At 69.8% G+C, this 26,524-nt stretch carries 19 protein-coding genes; 14 read left to right on the forward strand and 5 right to left on the reverse strand.

Features of this window, described 5'->3' with window-relative positions; genetic code table 11:
- The first annotated feature begins 73 nt into the window (after nt 1-73).
- Nucleotides 74-1,378, forward strand: coding sequence for a sensor histidine kinase (locus tag Pmi06nite_RS04635; RefSeq protein ID WP_239113644.1), 1,305 nt, complete (start codon nt 74-76; stop codon nt 1,376-1,378).
- Nucleotides 1,379-1,381: 3 nt separating this feature from the next.
- Here Pmi06nite_RS04635 and Pmi06nite_RS04640 read toward each other — a convergent pair whose 3' ends face one another.
- Together Pmi06nite_RS04640 and Pmi06nite_RS04645 are read right to left on the reverse strand one after the other, a co-directional pair.
- The gene (locus Pmi06nite_RS04640) at nt 1,382-3,004 is read right to left on the reverse strand and encodes a 5-guanidino-2-oxopentanoate decarboxylase (RefSeq protein ID WP_203951558.1); all 1,623 of its coding nucleotides are present in this window, start codon (nt 3,002-3,004) and stop codon (nt 1,382-1,384) included.
- Nucleotides 3,005-3,102: 98 nt separating this feature from the next.
- Complete coding sequence (locus Pmi06nite_RS04645; protein WP_203951559.1) at nt 3,103-4,089, reverse strand: 2-hydroxyacid dehydrogenase; 987 nt, start codon at nt 4,087-4,089, stop codon at nt 3,103-3,105.
- 317 nt (nt 4,090-4,406) lie between these two features.
- On the opposite strand from Pmi06nite_RS04645, the gene Pmi06nite_RS04650 reads away from it, so the two are divergent.
- Genes Pmi06nite_RS04650 through Pmi06nite_RS04670 form a run of 5 tightly spaced genes read left to right on the forward strand, consistent with a single transcriptional unit; the run spans nt 4,407 to nt 9,994 of the window.
- Nucleotides 4,407-6,242: an SCO2524 family protein gene (locus tag Pmi06nite_RS04650; RefSeq protein ID WP_203951560.1), complete on the forward strand. Its 1,836-nt coding sequence runs from the start codon at nt 4,407-4,409 to the stop codon at nt 6,240-6,242.
- Entirely contained in the window at nt 6,242-7,159 is a 918-nt protein-coding gene (locus tag Pmi06nite_RS04655) for an SCO2523 family variant P-loop protein (RefSeq protein ID WP_203951561.1), read from the forward strand. The genes Pmi06nite_RS04650 and Pmi06nite_RS04655 overlap by 1 nt, the downstream gene beginning before the upstream one ends.
- The gene (locus tag Pmi06nite_RS04660) at nt 7,156-8,112 is read left to right on the forward strand and encodes an SCO2522 family protein (RefSeq protein ID WP_203951562.1); all 957 of its coding nucleotides are present in this window, start codon (nt 7,156-7,158) and stop codon (nt 8,110-8,112) included. The genes Pmi06nite_RS04655 and Pmi06nite_RS04660 overlap by 4 nt, the downstream gene beginning before the upstream one ends.
- Before the next feature lie 23 nt (nt 8,113-8,135).
- Nucleotides 8,136-9,053: an SCO2521 family protein gene (locus Pmi06nite_RS04665; protein WP_203951563.1), complete on the forward strand. Its 918-nt coding sequence runs from the start codon at nt 8,136-8,138 to the stop codon at nt 9,051-9,053.
- Nucleotides 9,050-9,994, forward strand: coding sequence for a hypothetical protein (locus Pmi06nite_RS04670; RefSeq protein WP_203951564.1), 945 nt, complete (start codon nt 9,050-9,052; stop codon nt 9,992-9,994). The genes Pmi06nite_RS04665 and Pmi06nite_RS04670 overlap by 4 nt, the downstream gene beginning before the upstream one ends.
- Here the strand turns inward: Pmi06nite_RS04670 and Pmi06nite_RS04675 are convergent.
- Nucleotides 9,957-11,189: an NAD(P)/FAD-dependent oxidoreductase gene (locus Pmi06nite_RS04675; protein ID WP_203951565.1), complete on the reverse strand. Its 1,233-nt coding sequence runs from the start codon at nt 11,187-11,189 to the stop codon at nt 9,957-9,959. The two genes, Pmi06nite_RS04670 and Pmi06nite_RS04675, sit on opposite strands and share 38 nt — an antisense overlap.
- Nucleotides 11,190-11,447: 258 nt before the next feature.
- Between Pmi06nite_RS04675 and Pmi06nite_RS04680 the strand changes: the two genes are divergently transcribed.
- From Pmi06nite_RS04680 to Pmi06nite_RS04700, 5 genes are all read left to right on the forward strand, one after another.
- Nucleotides 11,448-12,239: an SDR family NAD(P)-dependent oxidoreductase gene (locus Pmi06nite_RS04680; protein ID WP_203951566.1), complete on the forward strand. Its 792-nt coding sequence runs from the start codon at nt 11,448-11,450 to the stop codon at nt 12,237-12,239.
- Between the two features lie 632 nt (nt 12,240-12,871).
- Nucleotides 12,872-13,882: a LacI family DNA-binding transcriptional regulator gene (locus tag Pmi06nite_RS04685; protein WP_203951567.1), complete on the forward strand. Its 1,011-nt coding sequence runs from the start codon at nt 12,872-12,874 to the stop codon at nt 13,880-13,882.
- A gap of 387 nt (nt 13,883-14,269) precedes the next feature.
- Nucleotides 14,270-16,447: an alpha/beta fold hydrolase gene (locus Pmi06nite_RS04690; protein ID WP_203951568.1), complete on the forward strand. Its 2,178-nt coding sequence runs from the start codon at nt 14,270-14,272 to the stop codon at nt 16,445-16,447.
- Nucleotides 16,448-17,122: 675 nt separating this feature from the next.
- Complete coding sequence (locus tag Pmi06nite_RS04695) at nt 17,123-17,743, forward strand: copper resistance CopC family protein (protein WP_203951569.1); 621 nt, start codon at nt 17,123-17,125, stop codon at nt 17,741-17,743.
- Complete coding sequence (locus Pmi06nite_RS04700) at nt 17,740-18,777, forward strand: CopD family protein (protein WP_203951570.1); 1,038 nt, start codon at nt 17,740-17,742, stop codon at nt 18,775-18,777. Before Pmi06nite_RS04695 ends, Pmi06nite_RS04700 begins: the two co-directional genes overlap by 4 nt.
- Before the next feature lie 112 nt (nt 18,778-18,889).
- Here the strand turns inward: Pmi06nite_RS04700 and Pmi06nite_RS04705 are convergent, their stop codons facing one another.
- On the reverse strand, nt 18,890-20,203 hold the full coding sequence (locus Pmi06nite_RS04705; RefSeq protein WP_203951571.1) for a hypothetical protein: 1,314 nt from the start codon (nt 20,201-20,203) through the stop codon (nt 18,890-18,892).
- 297 nt (nt 20,204-20,500) lie between these two features.
- Here Pmi06nite_RS04705 and Pmi06nite_RS04710 point away from each other — a divergent pair, with 297 nt between their 5' ends.
- Both Pmi06nite_RS04710 and Pmi06nite_RS04715 read left to right on the forward strand, forming a co-directional pair.
- Nucleotides 20,501-23,104: an alpha/beta fold hydrolase gene (locus Pmi06nite_RS04710; RefSeq protein ID WP_203951572.1), complete on the forward strand. Its 2,604-nt coding sequence runs from the start codon at nt 20,501-20,503 to the stop codon at nt 23,102-23,104.
- Entirely contained in the window at nt 23,101-23,982 is an 882-nt protein-coding gene (locus Pmi06nite_RS04715; RefSeq protein ID WP_203951573.1) for an ABC transporter permease, read from the forward strand. The genes Pmi06nite_RS04710 and Pmi06nite_RS04715 overlap by 4 nt, the downstream gene beginning before the upstream one ends.
- 21 nt (nt 23,983-24,003) lie before the next feature.
- On the opposite strand, the gene Pmi06nite_RS04720 is transcribed toward Pmi06nite_RS04715, so the two are convergent.
- Complete coding sequence (locus Pmi06nite_RS04720; RefSeq protein ID WP_203951877.1) at nt 24,004-24,171, reverse strand: hypothetical protein; 168 nt, start codon at nt 24,169-24,171, stop codon at nt 24,004-24,006.
- Between the two features lie 234 nt (nt 24,172-24,405).
- On the opposite strand from Pmi06nite_RS04720, the gene Pmi06nite_RS04725 reads away from it, so the two are divergent.
- On the forward strand, nt 24,406-26,520 hold the full coding sequence (locus tag Pmi06nite_RS04725; protein ID WP_203951574.1) for an ATP-binding protein: 2,115 nt from the start codon (nt 24,406-24,408) through the stop codon (nt 26,518-26,520).
- The last annotated feature ends 4 nt before the right edge of the window (nt 26,521-26,524 follow it).

Raw genomic sequence — 26,524 nt, forward strand, 5'->3', positions numbered from 1 at the left:
AGTGTGATCATCTGATCACCGGGGGGATCTGGTGAGCTTGTGGCACGGATGGTCGGTTAGAACGCGCCTGGCGGTGATCGCGAGCGCCGTCATGCTGCTGGTCTGCGCCGCCGCCGGGGCCTTCGTCCTGCTCTCCGTCCGCGGCACCGCGGAGAAGTACAAGACCGAAGAGGTCGTCACCGCCGCCATCCGCGTCAGCTACCTCATCAAACGCGAGCGGCTGCCTCCGGTCATCCTCGACGAGGACGTCGCCGGTGTTCAGGTCGTCAATCCCACGGGCCAGATCGTGTCCACGAGCCACGACATCGCCGGCAGGCCGAGGATGGCGGCCTTCCGCCCCAGCGAGTCCAGCGCGCAGGACGCCAAGGTCCTGTGCCGTTCACCCGCGTACCCGGACCAGTGCGTGATCATCGTCGCCCTGCGCGTCCCGCAGCCCGACGGCGCGTGGCTGGTCTACTCGGCCGGCACCGAGGTGCCGTGGTACGTCAGCTCCGAACTCCTGCTGGCCCTCATCGGGAGCTCTCTGCTGCTGATCGCGCTCACCGCGTTCGGGACCTACCAGACCGTGGGCAAGGCCCTGTCACCCGTCGAGGCGATCGCGGACAAGCTCGCCGTGATCACCACGACCGACCTGGGCCAGCGCGTGCCGGTGCCGAGGTTCCGCGACGAGATCAGGAGGCTCGCGGAAACGGCCAACCAGACGCTCGACCGGGCCGAACTGGCGGTCGAGCAGCAGCGCCGGTTCGCCTCCGACGCGTCGCACGACCTGCGCAGCCCGCTGACCGCGATGCGCACCGAGATCGAGGAGGCCATGCTCCACCCGGAGATCGCCGACTGGAACGCCACGGGCGAGGCCCTGCTCGACAGCCTGGACCGGCTGCAGGCCCTGGTCACCGACCTGCTCCAGATCGCCAGGCTGGACGCCGGCGCACCGCACAAGTTGGACAACGTCGATCTCTCCGACCTGGCCACCCGCGAACTCGACCGCCGCCAGCGCAAGGTCGACGTGGCCAGGGATCTGGAACCAGGCATGATCATCATCGGTGACCGGCTCCGCCTCGCGCGCCTGCTCAACAACCTGCTCGACAACGCCGAACGTCATGCCACATCGCTGATCACGGTGCGGGCGTGCCGCGACAAGGACTTCGGGGTTCTGGAGGTCGTGGACGACGGTGCGGGCATTCCCCCCGGCCAGCGAGACGTGGTCTTCGAGCGCTTCACCCGGCTCGACGCGGCGCGCAGCAAGGACGCCGGCGGCACCGGGCTCGGCCTCTCCATCGCCCGCCAGATCGCGGAGAGCCACAAGGGAACGCTGACCATCGAGGACAGCCCGGTCGGCGCACGGTTCGTGTTGCGGCTTCCCCTGGCAAACCCCTGACACTCACTCGGTGATCACTATCACCGTCGGCACGGGAGCTCCCAGCGCCTCGGTGAGGGCCTCGTGCAGGTCGTCGGGCGAGCCCACCGCCCGTCCGCGCGCGCCGTACGCGACGGCGAGCGCGACGAAGTCGGGCGCATGCAGGTCGACGGCGACCGGCGTCATGCCCCGGTTCTTCATCTCGTCGCGGATCTCGCCGAATCCGCCGTTGGCCGACACGACGATGGGCAGGCTCAGCCGCAACTCCACCGCGGTGGCCAACTCCTGGACGCTGAACTGCAGGGCGCCGTCTCCGGCGAGCACGACGACGGGCCGGTCAGGCATCCCGATCTTCGCCCCGATCCCTGCGGGGAGCGCGAATCCCAGCGTGCCGTATCCCGTGGGGAACAGGAACCGCCCGGGCGGGTCCATGGGCAGGGCGACGAGCGCACCGTGGTAGACCATCATCGAGTTGTCGCCGACGAGGATCGTGTCCTGCGGCAGCGCCCTGCGCAGCGCGGCGATGTGGCCGGCCCACCGGGCGGTGAGCTCGTCCATCTCCGGGATGTGCCCCCGCCACGGCTCCTGCCGCGGTCTCGGTACGGCTCCCGCCTGCTCGATCCTGCCGTGCAGACCCTCCATCGCGAGCCCCGCGTCGGATACGACGGCCACGTCCGCGACGTGGTCGCCGTACATCTGCCCGGGGTCCACGTCGACCCGGATCAGGGTCCCGGGGAGCACGTAGTCGTCCTCCCAGAGATCGGCGGGCCCGAGTTCGGTCCCGACCGCCAGGACGACGTCGCAGGAGGCGAGCCATCGCCGGACACCCTCCAGGTGCAACGTCGCACCGAGGGCGAGCGGATGGCTCTCCGGCACCACGCCCTTGCCGTTGACCGTGGTCACCACCCGGGCGCCGACGCACTCGGCGATCCGCATGGCCAGCCGGCCGACGGGCTGCTCCCGCGCCCCCGGCCGCTGGGCGCCGCCGCCGAGCACCAGCCCGGGACGCCTGGCCGTACGGAGGAGACGTGCGGCCTCGTCGAGCGCCTCCGGGTCGGGGGTGCGCGGCATCAGCCGGTACGGCGGGGCGAGCCTGGCCTCGCCCTCCCGGTCGAGCAGGTCGGCGGGGATCTCGACGTGCACCGGCCGGGGGCGGCCCTCGGCGAACTGGCCGAACGCGCGAGCGACGCCCGCGGGGATCTCCCGCACGGAGCTCACGCGGTGGCTCCACGCGCAGAGGGCGTCGATGGCGCCCGACTGGTCCTTGCTCTCGTGGAGGTATCCCCTGCCCTGACGGGGATGGTCCGTGGGCACGCCCGGCGAGATGAGCAGGAGCGGTGAGGAGTCGGAGTACGCCTGGCCGAGAGCCGCTGCCGCGTTGACCGCCGCGGGACCCGTCGTGGTCACGATGACGCCGGGCCGGCCGGTGACCCGCGCGTAGCCGTCGGCGGCGTATCCGGCGCCCTGCTCGTGACGTGGGGTGACGCACCTGATGCCGGCGAGGTCGAGTTCCTGGTAAATCGCGAGATTATGCGTTCCGGGAATGCCGAATACGGTGTCCACTCCGTGTAAGCGGAGGGCCGCGACAAGCGCACGTGCCCCAGTCAACGACGTCGTCCGGCCGGCTGGGGAGTTCAAATCAGGCATCGCTTCCGGGCGGGTGGAGTCGCAGAAGCATTTCTAGTCTGTTTCCGCGCTTCCGCGACGCCAAACCCTTTTTCTTCGCCCCGGGCGAAACGTTTTCCCTACGGCTCGGGAATGCGGTCGGCCGCGCCCACGGCATAGGGGTCGGCGTTGCCGCCCAGGAGGTTCTCGATGGACATGACCGCCTGGTCGAGCATCCTGTCCATCGCCTGGCGGGTGTGTGAGGCGACGTGGCCGGTCACGAACATCCGGCTGCCGAAGTCCTGCAGGAGCCTCACGGCCGCCTCGGAATCCTTGCCGTAGAACCCGTCGAACACGGCGAGGTGGACACGATCGGCCTTCATGCTCGCGTACAGGGCGACGGGGTCCACCACCGACGGACGGGCCGTGTTGATGAGGATCGTCCCGGGGCGGGCTCTGCCCAGAACCTCATCGTCGATCATGGAGGTGGTCGTGTCGTTCCCGGGGACCATGACGACGAGGATGTCGCTCCACTCCGCCAGATCCGGGAGTTCCATGAACTTCATGTCCAGCGACCGCTCGAGATGCCTCTTCGGCGTCCGGCTGTAGTACGCCACGTTCGCGTCGAAGGCGACCCGCAACATCTCCGCGATCCGCGAGCCGATGACGCCCATCCCGACGATGCCGACGTTCCGGACGCTCAGTTCGGACGGCAACTCCTCGGCCGAGGTCCAGTCGGGGTAGCGGTTGCCGTACTGCTGGAAGATCCGGAGGTTGGCGTTGATGATCTGACCGACGGTGAAGGTCGCGACCGAGTCCCTCGCGGCCCCGGGCGTGGACGTCACGACGATCTTCAGGTCGTCGGCCGCGGCCACGTCCACGAAGGTCTCGTATCCGACGCCGAGGAAGGCGACGACCTTCAGCGTGGCCTTCGCGCTCTCCAGCGCCGCGCGGGAGGCACGCTCCTCGCCTCCGTGCAGGTAGGCGACCACGCCCTGCAGCTCATGCGTCAACTGCTCCTCGGTCAGCACAGGAGAGGGCTGCCTGACGTCGTACCCCCGTGCCTTCAGAGCCTCCAGCCGCCCCGCGTCGATGCCCGTCCCCGTGACCAGGATCGTCCTGTTCACCGCCCTCGCCTGGATAGGGCGATCGGCCATGTCAAAATGGCCCGATATATCCGTGATCACATCGGTATGGGGCATTTTATCTCTCAGACTTAGGACACCAATGTCCGTTTTTCTCGCGAGCAGCTCCCATCACAGCAAACCTGCCTGTGAGGCGATTTGCCCGCTTGGTCAGGCGACGGAGCAGGAATTCAATGGTATAAGGGTCTTGGTGGTCTCGTCTCCACCTAGCAGCAAAAGCAAGCCCTAAAGGAAGCCGAGAACCCCTTCATCGGCCCGCCGGACTACGTCGTCACCCGTAGTGCAGAGAGGGTTCACATATGAAACTCCAACCCCGTCAGCAGCTTCTGGAGGTCTGGGAGGCGGCCGCCCGCACCTCACTCCGTGACGGGGTGTGGACATGGGGCGGGAGAGACGGGTCGAACTCCATCTCGGACGCCGAGCAACTCCTGTGCTTCATGCATCCGGCCTCCGAACTCCCCGGTTTCCGGCTGGACGCCCCGGACGAGACGGCCGACGACGTGCTGACGGCACTGTCCCGGCTGGGCGACAGCGTCGAGATCCCCAAGCTCCTCCTGAAGGTCATCGGCGAGTATCTGCGCACCTACACCGGAGACGACGGGCGCCCGCTCTTCTCCGGCGGTACCTACTTCAGCACCGCCGACCCCGACGTCAAGGTCACCCCGGAGCAGATGCAACTCGACGTGGTCGACTCCTTCTCCATGTCGGTCACGCTCATGCTGGGCACACTGGGCTTCCTCAAGGTCTTCCGGCAGAGCGTCCGGCGCGAGGACATCCGCAAGGAGATCCGGGAGTTGGAGAACATGTCCAACACCCGCCTGTCCGCGGCCATGGTCGGGCTGCTGCGCAGCTTCACGGTCAACGCCTTCGACCCCGGCTCCCCCGCGGGCCGCGCGCTGCTGCGCACGGTCAACCAGACGGGCGCCGCGGAGCGGCGGGTCCTCGACGACCTGCGACGCGAGTTGCGCCCCGTCCGCGCCGGCCTTCGCGACCTCACGATCGGATCCGGCAGCGAGGTCGACCTCGACAACGAGAACCTGCTGTTCGAGTGCGGCTGGACGTGGGGGATCGTGAAGGACGCCCCCGACGTCGTCACGCCGTTGCACGTCGGCCCTCAGCCCAAGGGCGTCGCCGCGGACAACCCCTTCCTGTACTTCACGGTCAACGCCCTCGTCGGCGTCCAGGACCTGTGGTCGGAGCGGACCAGAATCCTCGGCCTGCTCGACGACGACCAGCTGACCCTCGCCCAGGCGCTCCAGCGCCGCTGGGACATCACCCAGCGCTACTGGCGCACCATCGCCATGTACGGCAAGGGCACCTGGCCCCTGGAGGACATCCCCTGGAAGACCTCCGACGAGAAGGAGTCGGAGTACTACAGCCTCGGCGTCACCGCGATGGTCGTCCAGAGCCTCGTCAACAACCGCACCGGCGACGTCGACCTGGGCCGGGTCGCGGACGTCCTGGAGGAACTCGCCATCCGGGCGAGGATCATCCGCAGGGCCGTGCCGGGCGACCTGCCCGTCCTCATGCACTCCCCCGGCGTCCAGGTCAATCTGCAGGGCAGCGACTCCCTCGGCCCCCACATGGTCTGGGTCGTCTCCGACTTCGCGATCACGTTGCTCAAGAGGACGATCTGGGCCGCCTCGATCGCGCAGAACACCAGGACCAGAGAGAAGCTGCTGAGTCTCGCCGACAGGATCTGGCGGCACATCATGCAGCGCCGGGGCACCGAGGGTGTCGGGCGCGGGCTCTGGGACCAGCCCGCCAACGTCTTCACCGACCTGGACGCCCACCACGAGGAGCCGTCCTGGTACTTCAGCGAGCGCGTGGTCGAGTTCCTCGTCGCGGCCGCCCAGGCCAGTGGTGACTCCCCCCTGCGGAGCCCGCAACTGGTCGACTTCGCCTACCAGATGCTCAGCGAGGCCGAGCACCTGCTGGACCAGGAACTCGTCACCCGGCCGCTGATCACCGGGCAGACCATCCAGCCCAAGCTGCGAAGCATTCAGGCCGCCCTCAACCGGGCCCGGCTGATCATCAGTAGCCGGCCCGCCACCGCCAACGCCCTCGTGATCGACGCGCTTCTCGACCTGGAACGCCTCACCACCGCGCGTGACAGCGCCTCGGAGGCGATCTGATGCTGATCTTCGCCATCTCGGACAAGGGCGGCACAGGCCGCTCGGTCACCAGCACCAACATCGTGTACAGGCATGCCCTGCAGGGCAACGACGTCTGCTATCTCGACTTCGACTTCGGTTCCCCGACGGCCGGGGCGATCTTCAGCGTCGGCTCGGTGGCCAGAGGGACCACGCGGAAGGGCTTGCACGACTACCTCCTCGGCGAGGGCGCCCCCGAGCCGCACCGCGTGGACGTCTGGACCGAGTCCGATCGAGAGGGGCTGCGGACCAAGCCGCCCGGCGCGGGGCGGCTGGTGTTGTTGCCCGGCAACGAGGGCGGCGGCGAGCTTCCCGCCGTCGAGGAGGAGACGCTCCGAAGGTGCGTCCAGTTGTTCAGCCGTCTCGATGAGGAGTTCGACCTGGTCATGGTCGACGTGAGCGCCGGCCGCTCCTTCACCGCGGAGATGGTCCTGCAGGCCACGGTCAGGCTGCCGTCGGTGCCCTTTCGCTGGCTGGTCTTCCACCGCTGGACCCGGCAGCACATCATCGCGGCGGACGGTCTGGTCACCGGTGCCGACGGACTCCTCGACGCCGGAACGAGGTTCGGGCACAAACGCGACGCCCTCCGCGACCGCATCCGCTTCGTCAGGACCGCCGTGCTCGAACCCGACGCCGCCGAACTGGTGGGTCTGCGTGACGAGCAGCGCGCCTGGTTGTTCGCGTGCGACACCGAGCTGCGCGAGCTGGCAAGCCGGCACAAGGTCGGGCGCACGTCGATGCTCGGCAAGATCCCGCTGGACCCGATCCTCCAGTGGCGCGAGCAGCTCATCTCGGACGAGGACGTCCTGGCGAGCAAGATCGCGAATGCCGAGACGGCCGCGGCGTTCGACGACCTGGCCAAGAAGATCGTGGACGACGCCGCGTGGGAGGGTCTGTGACGTCGGTGAACGCGACGTTCGGCGAGGTCGCGGCTGAGCGCCGGATCGCGTCCGCTCCCCTCTCCCACGTGTCCATCGAGCTCGGGCATCTCTACATGGAGGACTTCGAGGCCGGGCCGGAACGGCTGCGCGAGCAGTTCCGCCGGGTCGCCCCCTGGGCCGGCACCGTGCGGTCGAGCTGGCAGGACCGGGTTCCGGGCGGTCGCGCCAGGGTCAGCACGTGCTTCCTCATCGACGACTACTTCAGCCGGTTCAGCACACCGGCCGAGCTGGTGCCGATGGTGCTCGAGGCCGCGGCCGACTGCGACCTGACCATCGACTACATCGCCAGAGAGTCGGCCTGTGCCGTGTCGGACGGCGTCGAGCTGGCCAGGCTGGTGGAGGACCGGCTGGTCAACGACCCGCCGCCGGACACCAACGGGTCCCGCCCACCGGTGAAGGAGAGCGGCTGGTTGTGCAACGGCGCACGGTCTCCGCAGGTGGGAACCGTACAGGCCATGGGCAAGGCCAATCGGTGGGCGCCCCCGCTGCAGAACGCCAAGCGTGGCCACTCCATCTTCGTGGACGTGGAGCTGTGGGACGAGAACGGCGGGAAGCGCACATGGTCGTGCCCGTTCCTGGCCGCGGTCTGGCAACTCCTGCGTCTCGGGCTGCTGCGCACGGACGGGCGGCTCCCGCTCCGGCCGGTCATGCGTGAAGACGCCTTCCCCGACGATTGGGAGTCCCTCCCCGCCGTCATGCAGCTGAACCCGGCAGCGGCGCCGTTCAGCGCGTACACCACGCTGTCCGTCCTCTCTCCTCGTTTCCTGCCCGTCGAACTGGCCGTGCGCACGATCCTGAGCCAGGTGGCGGTGGACGGCGACGTCCTTCGGCAGGTGGTCGCTCGAAGCGGCGGCGAGGGCATCCGGCTCGAAGAAGAGCTCGTGGACCGCATCTCCTACGTCTTCGCTTAGGAGCCTTCGAGCTGATGCTTGTCATGGGGGAAGTCCACACCGGGCTGCTGCAGAACTCCGGGGAGATACCCGAATCGACCTGCCGGGACGTGCTCCAGCTGCTTTCGGGCGAGAGGGTCCGCGTCTCCCGGCGTCCCATCGTCTACGCGGTGTCGCCGGATCTGCTGACCGGAGTCGACTGCCGCCTGCCGTCGGCCTCGCAGTCGCGGATCAGAGGAGCGGGCACGGTTCTGTCCCGCTCCTCCATCACGGGCGGGCGGGTGGTGCAGGGCTCCTCCTACACCCGGATCGAGCGCAGCGGCTCCGACCGCCGGCAGCCGTGGTCGCACTACCTCGCGCGGCCGGGCGTGGTCGAGGTGCTGGGCAAGGTCAAATCCCGGGACCTCGCCGACGGGTTCGCCGAGGATCCGCCCGCGGACGGCCTCGACCTCGGCGCGATCAGCGCGCGCTTTCTCGACGTGGTCCAGTCGTCCCCGCTCCTCGACCGGCGGGCGCCGTTCAAGATCGCCCGTACGCGCCTCCGCTGGGTGGCCGAGCAGGGCGAGCCGGCCATCCGCTTCACCCTTCACTCCGAGCAGATGCGCACGGTGCGACTCGTCCACACGGGCGAGTTCACCCCCGCCGTCGCCGACCTCTGCGAGGATCTGGCGCTGCACGACTGGCTGCTGACGGCCCTGCTGGTCATCATCGAACGCGCCCGCATCGGCGGCACGCCGGGGCCGGAGGCGGCGGTCAAGCTGGCTCCCGCCGTGGACCACCTCCTGCATCTGTGGATGCCGTCCGCCCGGGTCGACGACGTGCTGAGCGCCTACTGGGAAAGCCTCGACCGGCGTCCGGGATTCACACGTCAGTGGCAGTCGCTGGTCGACCGTGTCCGCGACCAGCTCGCGGTCCACACGTTGGCCTTCTTACGAGAGAAAAGCGGGGGCGGGGCCCGGTGACGGTGAAGAGCAAGCTGACGCGCGAGATCATGCCACGCACGCTCAGGAAGATCCTCATCACGGCGGCGGTCGGCATCCCGACCTATTTCGTGACCGACGACAACGGCCCGTTCCTCGGGAACGACGCGGAACCCCAGGCGTGGGGCCTCGTCCTCACCGTCTTCATCAGCAGCGTGGTCATCGTCGTCCAGTACCTCATCGACGTCGACAGGCAACTCGAGTCGACCCGCCTGGAAATGGTCGCGGGCATGTCCAGGATCAACGAGGCGACCGAGCTGTTCGGCCTGGTGGAGGCGTCCGCCGTACAGACCGACGTGGTCACCCAGCTCGTCCGCAACGCCACCCGGGTCGACAGGGGGATGCCGGCGCTCGTCCAGGCGTTCGCCCAGACGGAGATCGCCAGGATCTCCACGCTTCTCCGCGAGCTCGGCGAGGGCAACGTCATCTACGAGGGCGAGGACCGCGACTGGCTCCTCGGCCTCACCGCGAACACGCAGCGCTCCCTGGACGCCCTCAGCCTCAACCTGGTCGACCAGGGGATCACCGAGTTCGACGGCGGCTTCTGGACCACCGACGCGGGCCAGCGCTATCTCGAGGCGCAGCGGGACCGCATCCGTGAAGGTGTGCGCATCCGGCGCATCTTCTTCGTGGATCGTTCCGAAGTGGAGTCGGAGAAGTTCCGCCGCATCTGCAAGATGCACTCCGAGATCGGCGTCCAGGTGCGCGTCCTCACGCCGAACACCCTCGTCACTCCGCTGGGACTGTTCGACTTCATCGTCTTCGACGACGTCGTCAGCTATGAGGTGACCCCGTCTCCGCAGGTCGGTGAGATCACCACGCACACCTTCGTGCACACCCTCCTGGTGCTCGAACCGCCGCAGGTGAAGCGGCGGACCGACCGCTTCAGAGAGCTGTGGGAGCTGGCGTCTCCGCTGGCGTAGCCGCGGCCGCCGTGGACTCCGCCGGTGTGGCCGCGAGGAACTCGCGGTCGGGCCGGCAGATGTCGAGCCGCTTGCGCGTCTCCGCGTCGACGTCACGGCGGATGAGGGCCGAGACCATCTCCGCGGTGACGGGGGCGAGGGTGACGCCGAGGCCGCTGTGACCGGTGGCCGCCAGGACCCGCTCATGCGCGTCGACGAAGCCGATGATCGGCATGTGGTCCGTGCTCCCCGGTCGCAGCCCGGCCCAGCGCTTCTCGATGGGCCAGTTCGCGGCCGCCGGCATCAGCGCCGCCACGCCCCTCATGATCTCGTCACGGGCCCGGTCGGTCACCTCCGCGTCACCCACACGCGGTTCGTACGTGACGCCGACGGCGACCCTGCCGTCGTGCCGCGGGACGAGGTAGGGGTACCCCTCGTAGCCGTCCTCGATGATCTCGGTGAAGACGTGGTGACGCAGCGGGTAGGTGGTGGCGCCGGGCGGCCGCATGTCGAAGGCCTCACCCTTGATCGGGAACAGGTGCTCCCTGAGTTCGGGCAGGAAACGCACGCTGTGATGCCCGGCGGCGACGACGACCGTGCCGGCCGAGATGCGCGAACCGTCGCCGAGTTCGACGACCACACCGTTGGGCGTCGACTCGAGGCCGGTGGCCCGCGAGCCCAGCCGGACCCGCACCGCGCCGCCTTCCCGCGTCAGCGTCCTGCCGAGGGCCACCATGAGCTCCCGCGGGTCCAGCGCCAGCTCTTCGGGGAGCAGGAACCCGCCGACGACCGCGTCGCTCAGCAGCGGCTCCAGCTCCTTGGCGTCCGCGGCGGTCAGGCGGACGACGGCGAAGGGCGAGTTCTTCCACTGAGGCAGGACATCGGTCTCCAGCCGCGTCATCGCCGCGTCGTCGAGCGCGACCTGGATGTCGCCGCCGTCCAGCACGTGGACCGCGGCGCCGGAGATCGAGGTGAGCTCGTCGAGCCATTCCGGGTAGATGTCGCGGCTGCGCTTGATGACCGTGCTCAGCGGGCCCAGGCAGGCGGGCTCCGTCTGCGTAAGGATGCCGCCCATGGCCGCGTCGGAGGCGCCGAGACCGAGGCGATCCCCCGCGTCGATGAGGACGACGTCGCGTCCCTCAGAACCAAGGCGGTGAGCGATCGCGCATCCGATCACACCACCGCCGATGATCGCGACATCGCAGGTTTCAGGCAACCCGGGCTCCTCAGTGCTTCCGCGCGATCCCCTCGCTTCGACGGTAGGCGAGGCAGCGCCGTTCTAGAAGGTCACAGACTCGTGGCCTTGGTCGGCAACTGTACCGCGCGGGAATCTTGAAAGCGCGGAAATGGAGCGAGTTCGCAGTGTGCCGACGCACCTTCGCCAGCGCTATTGGACGTTCGTAGAATAGATCGTCTGGTACGCGCCGACGGCCCGCGCGGCATGACGAACCGGCACCGGCGGGGAGGAGCCGACATGGCGAAGACCGCGATCGTCACCGGAGGATCGTCCGGCATCGGAAGAGCCGTCGCGATCGAACTGCTCCGTCGCGGCGTCGACGTCACGATCGCCGACATCTCGGGCGCCGAGTCGGCGGCTCGCGAGCTCGGATGCTCCGGAGCGCGAGTGGACGTCACGGACGCGACGGCCGTGGAGGATCTGGTGAGGGGCCTCAAGGCGGACCGCGGGCGGCTGGACTTCATGTTCAACAATGCCGGCATCGCGGTCGCGGGCCGGACCGACGAGCTGACTCTCGACCACTGGAACCGGATGCTCGACGTCAACCTGCGCGGCGTGGTGCACGGCGTCCATGCGGCATATCCGATCATGGTCGAGCAGGGGTTCGGATACATCGTCAACACCGCCTCCCTGGCCGGGCTGATCCCCGCGCCGCTGATGTTGCCATACACCACCACCAAGTACGCCGTCGTCGGCCTGTCCCTCGCCCTGCGGGTCGAGGCGGCGGCGCACGGTGTCAAGGTGAGCGCCATCTGTCCCGGCTTCGTCGACACGCCGCTGCTCGACCACGCCAACCCCGGCCTGCCGCAGACCGAGATCGGCCGCCTTGCCCGGACGATCGGGGTCAGGGTGCAGAAGCGGCTCTACCCCGCCGACGCCGTGGCGCGTGACGTCATCCGGGGCATGGAGCATGACCAGGCGCTCATCGTGGTGCCGTCGTTCGCCAGGCGGGCATGGAGTCTCGTACGGCTCTCGCCGGCTCTGGCCGTCCACGTGACCCGCCAAGCCACCCGCCGAGCCCTCCCCTGACCCTCCCCTCGGGCGTGATCATGCACAGGTTCGGAGAAGTGGCCACTGACCTGCCACAACCCCGGCCGTGATCATGCACACTTTCTGCGACTTGCACGCTGAGCTGCGCCGATCCATTTTGTGATCATGCACAGGTTCTTGGAAACGGCCGCCGACCAGGCCTGACACGTTTGATGATCATGCAGTGGTCGTTCAATCAGCGCCAATGTTCTCGCTCAGGGCGCTCACTCCGCGCCCCGCTCGCCACGCGGCGTGCCCGTGGACGGCCAGCGCATGATCACGTATGCCGTTTCGGCTGGTCAGCGGGCGTACGGCAGAACTTGCGCATGATCACGGCCGGTGTCGTGGCAGGTCAGCGACCGTTTCCCCGAACCTGTGCATGATCACGGGTTGGAGAGGGAGTTCTCCATGTTCGTTCAGCCAGCCGGGGAGGGTCGGACGCCGACCTGTCCGGCCCTCCACACGGCTTCCGAAATTTTCGGCTATTAACCGAATGTTTCGTGACCCGGAGAATAAATAAGCCGAGTGACATCGTCAAGGGTCTCGTGGGAGCGATCCCACCACCTGATCTCCACCATACGGCCCCCACCCTGCGAGAAGAGCCCCGAAAGTTTTCGGATACGCTCTGACGCATGCCAGCAAAAAGGCGGGTGACGATCGCCCTCATCGCCCAGGAGGCCGGCGTCTCCGTACCGACCGTCTCCAAAGTGATCAACGGCCGCCCCGAGGTCGCTCCGGATACCCGGCAGCGCGTGGAGCGCCTGCTGCACAAGCACGGCTACCAGCGCAGGACCGGACAGGGCGACGGACCAGTGGGGCTGCTCGACCTGGTCTTCGCGGAGATCGAGAGCCCGTGGGCGATGGAACTGGTCCGGGGGGCCGAGACCGTGGCCCACGAGGCCGGCGCGAGCGTCGTCATCTCGGTTCTGCACACCCACGCCGGCCCCGGGCGCGACTGGCTGGAGCGCATCGCGGCACGGCGCACCGACGGGGTGATCATCGTCGGCTCCCGGCTCTCCGTGCGGCAGCAGGGGCAGCTCAGCGCCCGCTCGATTCCGTTCGTCGTCGTCGACCCCGAAGGTGAGCCGGCGCCGGGTGTCGCGTCCGTCGGCGCCACGAACTGGCACGGCGGCCTGGCCGCCACGCGCCACCTCCTCAGCCTCGGTCACACGAGGATCGGCATGATCGGCGGGCCGTCCGACATGTTGTGCAGCCGGGCCAGGATCGACGGTTACCGTGCGGCGCTGGAGACCGCGGGCCTCGCCATCGATCCCGAGCTCATCCGGAACGGCGACTTCCTGGTCAACTCCGGCCACGACCACGGGCACAGCCTGCTGTCGCTTCCTGAGCCGCCCACCGCCATCTTCGCCGGGAGCGACCTGCAGGCGTTCGGTGTGTTCGAGGCCGCACGCCAGCGCGGCCTCCGGGTCCCCGAGGACCTGAGCGTCGTCGGCTTCGACGACCTGCCGCTGGCCCGGTCGGCCTGGCCGCCGCTGACCACCGTCCGGCAGCCGCTTCAGGAGATGGCCGCCCTCGCGGCGCGCATGGTGCTCGCCATGGGGCGCGGAGAAGGGTCCGATGCCCGCCGCGTCGAACTGGCGACCGACCTCGTCATCCGCGAAAGCACCGAGCCGCCTCGCTGACGCCCCTGTTGAGATGCGGAAATCAGCCGAAAACACTCCTCGGGCCCAAGCCGAGCTGCTGAGGCAGATCCCTCAGTCGGGAAATTCCACTACCGGGTTAACCCGCTTGTACGGCCATAGCCGTACAAGCGGGTGGGCCCGGCCGGGTCCGTGCCGCAGGGGCCATCCATGGCCGGGTGGCGACCGGAAATCGACGGTCCTCCAGCGGGAGGAACCCGGCTCGACCCCTTCATTCACGCTTGAACCCTTTGCTCCGACCGTGTGGTGTTCGCGCTATGGTTTCTGCGAAATTGCAGGGTTTCGGTGAAACGGGGCTGACGGTTGCAGGGCATACGTGGAGCGGCCGTCACGGCATTTGTCACGGCACTTGTTCTGACTTCTCTTGTCATGCCGGGTGCACAGGCGGCAGCGCGCGCCGAGCGAGTCACCGCGGACCCCACACCGCAGACGACCGGCGGAGCCACACCACAGACGACCGGCCGCGCCAAACCGCACGCCACCGGCCGACCCACGCCGAAGGCCACCCGCACCGCTGGATCGACGTCGCAGGCGCCCGGCGCCGTCTCCACGAAGCAGGCCCGGGTCGAGCAGCACCCCTGCTCCAAGCAGCTTCCGGCCGGGACCATCTGCGGATTCCTCATCGTCCCCGAACGGCGTGACGTGCCGTCCGGCCCGACCATCAAGGTCGGCTACGCCGTACACCACGCGGAGGGCCCCGGACGCAAGGCCGACGCGGTCGTCTACATGGGTGGCGGCCCGGGGTCGTCGTCGCAGCAGCTGACAGGGTTCCTCGCGGAGATGCTGCCCAACCGTGACGTGATCACGATCGAGCAGCGCGGCGATCGTTACTCCGAGCCCCGGCTCCAGTGCCCCGAGATCGCCGAGGGCCTCGTCCAGACGCTCCAGACCACCGGCCAGGCGGCGCAGGAGAGCGCGCTGCTCGCCAAGGATGCCCTGACCTGCCAGGATCGCCTCTCGGGACAGGCCTCCCTCTCCGGCTACCGGACCTCCGAGATCGCCGCAGACGTGGTCGATCTCCGCAAGGCGCTCGGCTACTCGAAGTGGAACCTTCTGGGCGTCAGCTACTCCACGCGTGTGATGCTCCAGGCCGCCGCCAAGGACCCGCAGGGCACCAGGAGCGTGGTGCTCGACTCCCTGGTGACCGGCCGGGTGGCGCCGAACGGCGACGGCTGGCCCAGGCTCGCGGCGACCATCGCGAAACTGGGGATCACCGCCCGCTTCGACGCGATGGTCGCGCGGTTGAACGCGAAGCCGGTCACGCTCACCACCCGCAACCCGATCACGGGCGCTGAGGTGACGCTGCTCCTCGACGGGGCGGACGTGGCCACGATCCTGGCGGAGTCCCTCCAGTCGTCCGACGTCATCCCGATCTTCCCCGCGCTCGTCGACGGTGTCGCCGACGGCCGAACCGGGCTGCTTCAGCCGCTCCTGGACGAGGTGGGCAACGACCTTCTGTCGCACGAGTGGGGCCTGTACTACACGGTCCTGTGCCAGGACCAGCCGCCCTCGGCCCCGGCGCCCGGGAGCCGGCCGCTGTTCACCTATGCCGCCGACGCCGCCGTGTGTCCGGCATGGCCTGCCCCTCCGAAGACGGCGGTCAGCTCGCCCCCGGCCTCCACACCCGGGAAGACGCCAGGCACCGGGAGCACAACCCCCAATCGTGCGACCGGGACCCCGGGCAAGGGCACGACCGGCACCAACACCACCGGCACCGGCACGACCGGGACCGGCGGTTCCGCGGTCGGCGCCTCCGGTACGGGTACGGGCAAGACCGGCACCGTCCAGGGCCGGACTCCGAGGGCCCGCACGACGCCCGGCGCGACCGGATCAGGAAACACACGCGGGACGGGACGGACCGGGAGGGTCAAGTCCAGGACCCCCCGCACCCCGAGGCCACCGGTGCGCAAGCCGGCCCTCGCCGCGCCCGTACTCGTCGTGGGCGGTCAGTTCGACGCCACCACCCCTCCCGAGGCCGCCCGCGAGACCGCCTTGCGCACGCCGTCCGCGCGCTTCGTCGAGTTCGCCGGGGTGGGGCACGCGGTCTTCCTCAACAGCGGCTGCGGGCGCCGTACGATCGCGGCGTTCCTCGACGACCCGGCCGCGAGCGCGCCCTGCGACCCCGCGGAGGCGCCCCGGCCGATGGTCCAGCCCGGCACGATCTTGCTGACCTCGTCCGCGTACGAGATCACGAAGCATCCGGTGATGCTGATCCCGCTGCTGGGGTTCGCGCTCATATCGGCGCTCCAGCTTCTGCTCGGCCTGGTGGCGCTGGTCCGGCGGCGCGGCGACTGGCTCGCCGTCCTCGGCGGTGTGCTGGGGCTGGCCTTCATCGGGCTCGTCATCGACAGCCTGCGTGGCTTCGCGCCGATGACGCTGGCGATCGGCCTTCCGGAGGAGATCCCCTGGTACGGCCTGATCGCCATCGCCGCATGGCTGGTGTCCACCGTGTCCGCCTTCCGGTTGCGGGCTCGCGCGTTCGCGATCGTCCCGTGCCTGGCCGGGCTGGCCTTCATCACCTGGATGTACGGCTGGCTGGTGGTGTAGCGACCCCTCCGGGCGGCTCCAGAGTCGGGTCTCCTGCGCCTCCGCTTCGGCTGGGATTTCGTGCATGATCACGCTCGGCGTTCACCCTGGTCGTACGGCATGATCCCGAATCTGCGCATGATCACGGCGAGAGTTCGCGCTGGCCGGACGGCGTGTCGCCGAACCTGTGCATGATCACGCCCGGTGTGGGGGCACGCCAGAGGGCTTGATCACGAATCTGTGCATGATCACGCGGGAAGGGGCTTAAAGGGGGCTTAAGGGAGGGTCAAGAGGCTAACTATCAGGAAAGTTTCCTTATAGAGAGCATTGACGGGCCTGGTCACACGGGCTTACTTTCCGATCAACCGGCTGGGAGCCGAAGGCCCCGTCCTCTGGAAGAAGATCTGAACCCAGGCATGCCCGCCACGACGGGTGACCCACCCTGACTGCGGGCAGACGCCTCCGGGCCGCGTGAGACCGGTGACACTCGCGCGGCCCGGAGCCTCCCGGCCGATGCCCGGCGATCCCCCGACGGATCGCCGGGCATCGGCGTCTCAGGCGGCGGAGACGGGCCCCTGGCGGCACCGCGCACGATCAGTGGGACCATGGCTGGACTCCACGACTCACCCAGATTCACCCGAATTCACGAAGACTCACCGGGTCTCAGCGAGGCTCGCGAAGCGGAGGTCGACTCAGGTGTTCCAGGTCGCGCGTGCCGGGACGTCCGGCCGCAGCCCGATCATGCGCGCGGCCGTAGTCGTGCTGACCGCATGTGCCGCCACATTGCTGATCGCGACGCCCGCGCGGGCGCACAACGTGCTGACCGGCAGCGATCCCCGTCAGGGCGCGGTGCTCGCGGCGATGCCCGGGAAAGTGACCCTGACCTTCGACCAGGCCGTCCGGCGCGACTTCGCGAGGATCGCCGTGACGGGCCCCGACGGGGCCCACTACGAGCAGGGCGACGTGGGAGTGAGCGGCAGCGGCATCTTCGTCGCCCTCCGCGGCCAGGGGCCGTCCGGAACCTACGTCATCGGCTACCGGATCGTCTCCAACGACGGGCATCCCGTGACGGGCACCGTCTCCTTCGCCGTCGGGAACGCCACGGGCGGCCAGACCGCCACGAACGCCGCTCCCCCGGTCCCCGGGACGACCATGGGACCCGCGACGGGCCCGCCTGTGGCCGCCGGCATCGCACCGCCCGTGAGCCCGTCCAGCGGCGCCTGGGTCTGGGGCCTGCTCGCCGCCACGGCGGCGCTGCTCGCCCTGGCCGCCTTCGGGCTCGTACGGCACGACCGGCGCGTGGGGAGCGGCGCATGACCACGACGGCCGCGCAGCAACAGATACGGGGCGGCATCCCGGAAAGGTCCAGGTCGAGGTTCCCGATCGCGGGAGCCTCGGCGGCCGGGCTGCTCGCGGTCCTCATCGCGACGTGGGTCACGCGCCCGGGGCCGGCCGAGGGGATCCCGATGCCGGACGGGTTCGTCGAGTACGGCCTGCCCGTCGCCCGGCTCGTCCTCGACCTGTCCGCGACGGCCGCCGTCGGCCTGAGCCTGCTGCCCAAGTTCCTCGGCTTCGACGATCCCGACCGGACGGAACCGATCGCGGCCCGGGCCAGGCACTGGGCCGTGTTGAGCGCACTGCTCTGGTGCGCCGCCGCGCTCGTCTCCACGATCCTGAGCGCCGCGGAGGTGCAGCCGGGCACGTTCCCCGACGTCGCCACCTACGTCGACCGCATCGGCTCCGGCCAGGGGCTCATCATCAGCGCGTCGTGCGCCCTGGTCAGCGCGACCGTGGGCATGCTGGCCGTGCGGTTCGGCGAGAAGGTGCCCGCGGAGTTGCGGGTGCTCGTCGCGGCGTTCGGCCTGCTCCCCATCCCCGTCACCGGGCACGCCTCGAACTGGTACTGGCACGACCTGACCATGGTCTCGATGGAGTTGCACGTCATCGGCGCCGCCGTATGGACCGGCGGGCTTGCGGCGCTCGCCGTGCTGCTGGTGCGCGACCGCGGACTCCTGGCCCGCGCCCTGCCCCGGTTCTCCCGGCTCGCCACGGTGGCCCTGATCGTCGTGGGCCTGTCCGGTGTCTTCAACGCCCTGGTCGAGTTGCTGCTCGCCCCCGCCCAGAGCTTCCCCGAGTCGCTGGTGACCACCCGGTACGGCTGGCTCGTGCTGGCCAAGACCGTGTTCGTCGTCGTGATCGCGCTGCTCGGCGCCAACATCCGGTGGCGGCTGCTGCCCGCGATCACCCGGCAGGCCCCCACCGCCTTCGCGGCATGGGCGGCGTTCGAACTGGCGGTGATGGGCCTCGCCTTCGGCGTCGCGGTGGCGCTCACGAGAGCGCCCATCGCCTGACGGCCGTCCCGAGTCCCGCGACGAAGGCGCACACACCCGGGGCATGATGACGACGGCCCGGCAGGCCACCAAGCCTGCCGGGCCGTCCACACCGGTGGTCCGCGGTCCGCCGCTAGACGTCGCCTCCGTCGGACGCGGTGGCCGCACCCGAGTCACGCACGGGCGCGGTGGTCGGCACCGGCTCGGCACCCGGCTCCCGCGCCGGTTCGTCCCCTGTCTCCGCCCTCGTCTCCGCGGCCCCGCCCAAGGCGGCCCCGCTCAAAGCCGACCCGCTCACTGACGACCCGCTCACGGACACGGCCGACGCCTGGCGCCTGCCGACGAGCCATTCGGCGAGCAGCCACGCCGCCGCCAGGGCGGCGGCGGTCACCGGCCACGACGCCGCCGCGTACGGCGGAGCGTCCAGGAGTCGGTCCTGAAGGGCGAGCCCGCCGTACACCCCGGCCGTCACGAGCGCCGCACCCAGGACCGGCCTGAAGTACGGAACCCGCACGAAGAAGGCAAGGTCGACGGCGAGTCCGGCGAGCAGGAAGAAGAACGGGATCGCCGACGGGGGGAAGGTCGTCCCGACGAGCAGCGGCCACACCAGGCAGCGATAGGCGACGTAGACCGCCGCGATCGACGTCGCCGTCCAGCGCTTGCCCACGATCATCCGGGCGACCACCAGGATGATCATGCCGGCCACGCCCGCGTAGACCGGGTAGACGTAGTCGGGCACCGGCAGCGAGAACTTGAGGATCATGGGCCGATCCACCGCCCGGCCCATCTGGTTGGCCGCGAACTGGAGCAGGCTCGGCTCGGCGTACGGCTGACCCCGATCCCACGAGGCCAGTTCCAGCACGCCGTACTCCTGGTGCTGCTCGGGGAAGTGCACGTTCTCGAAGAAGAACGTGAACAACACCGCGAGCACGATGGTCCGCCGCCGGTCGGAGATCACGCCGTAGGACGCGGCCCCCAGATACCAGCCCCGGATCACTCCGGCGATCATCAGGGCGGTCCCGATGAACAGCAGGGCGTGCGAGGGACTCCAGGCGGTGATGTCGAGGCCGTTGACCCGGTGGTTGATCAGGTCCAGCGGGATCGCGATGAGGAAGATCCCCGTCCCCCACTGGATCAGCCGGGAGGCGAGGCGGTCGACGCCGTAACCCGTGTACCAGTGCACGATCGCCAGCCCGACGGCGATGACCGTGCCGACCGTGTTGAGCATGTGCGGCGGGGCGAGGTCGTCACGCAGCCACTTGAAGTGCCACGAGACGTCCCACGTCGACCCGAGCACCTTCAGGACGAACGCCGCGAGCCAGCCGAGATAGAGGACCCTGAACAGATCAGCCGGGGTCTGCCTCCCCGCCTCCCCGCGGGTCCAGTAGGGGAGGGCCCACTCGATGACGCGAGCGGGGACCTGCTTGAGCGTCGTTCCTGTCGTCACGCGCGAAATGATGCCGCTCCGCCGGTTGTAGGCGCAATCGGGGATGTCCCGGAGAAGCGTCCGGCGTTCTTGTGCAAGACCCCTCACCGACGATCCGACGGCTCGTGACGAAGGCCCTCTCCGAGATCCGCGCGCTCGCCCGGAAACGCTCGGCGAGGGTCCGCGGGATCCTACGGAGGCCCCACTCCAGTTATCCGCGGGTTCGGACGGACACCTGAGCTCAATCGAGACCCGGCCCGGCCCGAAAACCCGGCTCGTGTGGATCGATCTCCTCTGATCGCTCAGTAGCATCGCGATATGACGTTTCCGGGCGGGCGGCGGGCCCTGACTGCCGTGGTCGCACTGGTCCTCGTGGTCGTGGGCGGCCTGGCATGGGCGTTGTGGCCGTCCGGGCACCCGGTCCGGGGCCAGGACACGGCCATCACCGTGGTGGACGGCCCCGCGGACGACCAGCACGTGACCCTCGACGCCACCTTCTTCCCGCCCGCCTCCGGCGGGAAGGCTCCCGCGGTGCTGCTGGCACACGGCTTCGGCGGGAGCAAGCAGAGCGTGCGCGACCTCGCCGTACGACTGTCCCAGCGGGGCTATGCCGTGCTCACCTGGTCGGCGCGCGGATTCGGCCGCTCCACCGGCGAGATCGCGCTGAACTCCCCCGACTACGAGGTCAAGGACGTCCGCCAGCTCGTCGACTGGCTGGCGAAGCGCCCCGAGGTCCGCCTCGACCGGGCGGGCGACCCGCGCGTCGGCATCGCGGGCGGCTCGTACGGCGGGGCCATCGCCCTCATGACCGCGGCCTACGACAGCCGGATCGACGCGATCGCCCCCGAGATCACCTGGAACGACCTCGCGGACGCGCTCTTCCCCGACGCCGGGGGCAACGGCCCCATGAACGGCGTCTTCAAGAAGATGTGGGCGGGGATCTTCTTCAGCTCCGGCGGCAGCGACCTCGCCCCCGACGGCGGCCTCGACGCGGCGAGCCTGGCCGGACTGTCCGGACCCTCCGGCGCCGCCAAGGCTCTGACTCCCCAGCAGGTGCAGTGCGGGCGGTTCCTCCCGGCGATCTGTGAGATGTACCAGACCGTCGCCTCGACCGGACGGGCGACACCGGAGGCCATCAGCCTGCTGCGCCGGTCGAGCCCCTCCTCGGTGCCGGACGGGATCCGCATTCCCACGCTCCTGATCCAGGGCCAGCGCGACTCGCTGTTCCCCCTCGGGCAGGCCGACGCCAACGCACGGCAGATCGCCGCGACCGGCGCGCCCGTCGAGATTGCCTGGATCAACGGCGGGCACGACGGCGGCGACAGCGAGCCCGACTGGGTCTTCGACCGTACGGCCGGCTGGTTCGACCGCTGGCTCAAGAACAGCCCCGGCACGACGGCGGACGCGAACGGCGCGGGAACGGGCACGGGAACGGGCTCTGACGCCTTCACCGTGAGCCGCGACGGCGGACGCGACCCCGGCACACGGCAGACCGTGCTCGTGCACGCCGCCGCGGGCGGCTATCCGGGCCTGTCCGGCACCGACAAGACGACGGTGACGCTCTCCGGGCCCGAACAGCAGGTCGCGAACCCTCCGGGCGGCTCGCCCGCGTCCATCTCCTCGGTCCCGGGATTCGGCGGCCTTCTGCGCAGCAGCGGCGGCCTCGGCGTCTCCATCGACGTCCCCGGACAGGCGGCCGCGTTCGAGTCCGCTCCCCTGGCCGCTCCCGCGCACGTCACCGGCAGCCCCACCGTCCAGGTCAAGGTGTACGGCACGGGCGAGGCGACGTTGTTCGCCAAGCTCTACGACTCCTCCGGCGGACCGGTGGCCGTGCTGCCGTCGAGCCTGGTCGCGCCGTTCCGGGTCACCGCGACGGAGGCGGGGACGCCGGTCACCGTGACGCTTCCGGCGATCGACAGGACGTTCGACGCCGGCCATCGGATGCGGGTGGTCATCTCGACCACCGACCTCGGGTTCAGCACGCCGGCCGCGCCCGCGGTCTACCGGATCGGGCTGGCCTCACCCGAGCTGACGGTGCCCGCCGACCCGGCGCTGATCACCCCGTCGACCGGCCCCGCGTGGTGGACCTGGGCCCTGCCGCTCGCCGCGATCGTGGCCGCAGCGGCCATCGTCCTGACCCGGCGCGCCCGCCCCGCCAGATCGGCCGGAGACCGCCCCGACCTGGCCGACGTGCCGCTGGTGATCACCGGCCTGGGCAAGCGCTACAGCAACGGCGAGAAGGCGGTCGACGACCTGTCCTTCCGGGTGGACAAGGGCCAGGTGCTGGGCCTGCTCGGCCCGAACGGCGCCGGCAAGACCACGACGATGCGCATGCTGATGGGGCTCATCCTCCCCGACGAGGGTGAGATCCGGATCTTCGGCCATCCGGTGGTGCCCGGCGCCCCCGTGTTGTCCCGGCTCGGGTCGTTCGTGGAGGGGCCCGGCTTCCTCCCGCACCTGTCGGGCCGGGCCAACCTCGAGCTCTACTGGCAGGCCACGGGCCGGCCGGCCGAGGACTCGCACCTGGAGGAGGCGCTGGAGATCGCCGGGCTGGGCGCCGCTCTGGAGCGCGCGGTGCGCACCTACTCCCAGGGGATGCGGCAGCGGCTGGCCATCGCCCAGGCCATGCTCGGCCTGCCCGACCTGCTCGTGCTCGACGAACCCACCAACGGGCTCGACCCGCCCCAGATCGCGGAGATGCGCAAGGTGCTCAAGGCCTACGCGCAGCGCGGCCGCACGGTGATCGTCTCCAGTCACCTGCTCGGCGAGGTCGAGCAGACCTGCAGCCACGTGGTCGTGATGCACCGCGGGCGGCTGGTCTCCGAGGGACCGGTCGACGGCCTGCTCGGCTCCTCCACGCCGAACGGCTCCGGCCACCGCCTGGAGGACGTCTTCCTTGACCTGATCGGAGAGAGCAGATGAGCGCGCCCGCGAGCCCCGCCGCCGGCGAGAACACCCTGGGGTACGCCCCCGGGTACACCCCCGGGCGGACCCTGCCGCTGCGCGTGGAGATCGTGCGCCAGTTCAGGCGGCGTCGCACGATGGCGATGTTCGCCCTGCTGCTGGCCCTGCCCTGGGTGCTCGTGGTGGCCTTCCAGTTCGGGCCGGGATCGAACGGCGGCAACTCGCTCAGGTTGTCCGACCTGGCCACCGCGGGCGGGCTCAACTTCGCCGCGTTCGCCCTGTCGGTGTCGGCCAGCTTCCTGCTCGTCGTCGCCGTCGCCCTGTTCTGCGGCGACACGGTGGCGAGCGAGGCGAACTGGTCGTCGCTGCGCTACCTGCTGGCCGCGCCGATCCCCCGCGACCGGCTGCTGCGCCAGAAGCTGATCGTCGCGCTCGGGTACTCGGCGGCCGCGGTGACCGTGCTGCCGCTTATGGCGCTGCTGGCCGGCACCCTGGCGTTCGGCTGGAACGACATCCGGGTGCCGGGCACCGGAGAGATCATCGCGGCGTCGGACGTGCTGCCCAAGTTCGCCCTCGTCATCGGGTACGCGCTGGTCAGCCAGCTCGTCGTCGCGGCGATGGCCTTCCTGCTCTCGGTCAGCACCGACTCCCCCCTGGGCGCGGTCGGGGGCGCCGTTGGGCTGGTGATCGTGAGCAGCATCCTCCAGGCCGTCGAGGCCCTCGGCTCGTTCCGCGAGTTCCTGCCCACCTTCTGGAACACCGCATGGCTGGACGCGCTGTCGCCCCAGCCCGACTACAGCGGGATGATCAAGGGCGTGTCGGTCTCGGTGACCTACTCGGTGATCCTGATCGCGTTCGCCTTCCGGCGCTTCCGCCGCAAGGACGTGGTGTCCTAGACGCGATGCCGGAAGGACGCGCTAGTCCCAATGAGGCGGGCGCTCCTCCAGGAAACGGGAGTCGTCGGAGCCGGAGCTCCACTCGCCCCACCCCAGGTCGGTGTCGTCACTGGTCTGGTCGGGAAGCACCGGCAATCCCTCGTCGAAGAGGTCCACCGGACGCATGTCATCCGGATGCTGCGCAGTCACGGTCCAATGCTATCCGGCCGTGTCGGGGGGGCGCGGCCAGACCGGGTGCCTGCTCCGGGGCGAGGACGCCGGCCGGATGTTTCTCCCGTGCGGGGGCGGGGATCCGGGCCGCAGGGGTGCGGAGTTTTCCCCCGGAGCGGAAACGTCGCGACCGCACATCCGGACATCTATCGGTCGCCGAAGGTACGATGCGGGAACAGACAGCACGCCGGACGATCCCCCCCGTGAGGCGGCATGGCAACGCCATCAGGATGGCGACGAGAGGGCAACCTGCCCACTGAGCTGACCAGCTTCGTAGGCCGCACGCGCCTGCTGGCCTCGTTCAGGCAGCGACTTCAGGATTCCCGGCTGGTCACCGTGACCGGGATCGGCGGAGTCGGGAAGTCGCGGACGGCCCTCCGCATCGCCCACCAGGTTCGCGGCAAGTACAAGGACGGCGTCTGGTACGCCGACCTCGCCCGGCTGCAGGACCCGGGAATGGTGCACCACGCGATCACCTCGGCTCTCGGCATCGCCGACCAGTCGTCCCGGGACGAGGCCGACACCCTGGCCGAGTGGCTGGGCGATCGCGAGCTCCTGCTGATCCTGGACACGTGCGAGCACCTCGTCGAGGCCTGCGCCCGCCTGGCCGACCAGTTGCTCGACCGCGCGCCCAACCTGCGCATCATCGCGACCAGCCGCCGATCGCTCAACGCGCGCCATGAGTACACCCTGGCGGTCCCGCCGCTGACCGTCCCCAGTGAGGACCCGGCGGACAACCCGTACAACAACGAAGCGGTCGAGCTGTTCAGCGAGCGCGCCTCCGTCGTCGTGCCCGACTTCGTGCTCGACGAGGACAACGTCGTCGCCGTGGCCGAGTTGTGCCGCCGCCTCGACGGCATCCCCCTGGCCATCGAGCTCGCCGCGGTCCGCCTTCGGACGCTGTCGGTCGAGCAGATCCTCGCGCTGCTGGCCGACCGGTTCAGCCTGCTCGCCGGTGCCAGCCGTACGGCGTTGCCGAGGCACCAGACGCTCCGCGCGGCCATCGGCTGGAGCCACGAGCTGTGTGAGCCCGCCGAGCGCCTGCTGTGGGCGCGGCTGTCGGTCTTCTCCGGAGACTTCGAGCTGGAGGCCGCCCGATCGGTGTGCGCGGGCGACAACCTCGCGCCGGCCACCATCGCGGACGTGCTGTCCGGCCTGGTCGACAAGTCGGTGCTGCTCAGCTTCGCGACGGCGGCGGGCCAGCGGTACCGGCTGATCGACACGCTCCGGCAGTACGGCGGGGAGTGGCTCGACAAGCTCGGCGAGACCGCGGCCCTGCGCCGCCGCCATCGCGACTACTACCTCCAGCTCGCCGAGCGCAGCGAGAAGTCGTGGTCGGGCCCGCGGCAGGTGCACTGGTACACCCGCATGCGCCAGGAGCACGACAACATCCGCATCGCCGTCGACTACTGCCTGACCACCCCGGGCGAGGCCCGGATCGGGCTGGAGCTGCTGTCGTCGCTGTGGTTCCTCTGGGTCGCCTGCGGGTTCGCCAGGGAGGGCGCTCTCTATCTGGAGCGGGCGCTGAAGGGCTGCCCCACCCCGAGCAAGGAGCGCTGCAAGGCGTTGTGGGTGCTCGCCTACCTGCGCAGCGCCCAGGGCGACTTGCCGGGGTCGCTCGCCGCGGCCGAGGAGTGCAGCACCGACGCCGTCCAGGTGGGTGACTCCGTCGCCGTCCTGCTGGCCACCCAGATGCAGGGCACCGCCGCCATGCTGCAGGGGGACGCCAAGAAGGCGACCGCTCTGCTCGGCGTCGCCATCGAGTTCCACCGCGGCGGACGTGAGCTCAACCCCGGCCTGCTCCCGGCGATCGTGGAGCTGTCGATGGTCCTGCTCGCCCAGGGCGACTACATGGAGGCCGAGACGCTGCTGGCCGACTGTCTCAAGGTCTGCCAGGAGCGCGGTGAGCTGTGGTTGCGGTCGTACGCCTGGTACGTCACCTCGCTCGTCCGGCGCGGGACCGACCGCCGTGACGAGGCCCTGGCGGCGTGCAAGGAGGCATTGCGCATCAAGCGCCACTTCCACGACGTGCTGGGCGTGGTGTTGTGCGTGGACCAGTTGGCGGGGCTGAGCCTCGACCTCGGCTGGCCCGAGCGCACGGCGTTCCTGCTGGGCGCGGCCCAGGCCAACTGGAAGACCTTCGGGTTGCCCCAGTTCGGCTCGCCGTTCTTCACCACGGAGCACGAGCAGTGCGTGAAGGAGTGCAAGAAGGCGATCGGCGACGCCGCCTATGACGACGCCTACGCCGAGGGAGCGCGGCTGAGCCTGAGCGACCTCATCGAGTACGCGCTGGACGACTTCGACGATTTCCGCGCTCCCGTCGACTGACGGC

The organism is Planotetraspora mira, assembly GCF_016863275.1.
GTDB lineage: Bacteria > Actinomycetota > Actinomycetes > Streptosporangiales > Streptosporangiaceae > Planotetraspora > Planotetraspora mira.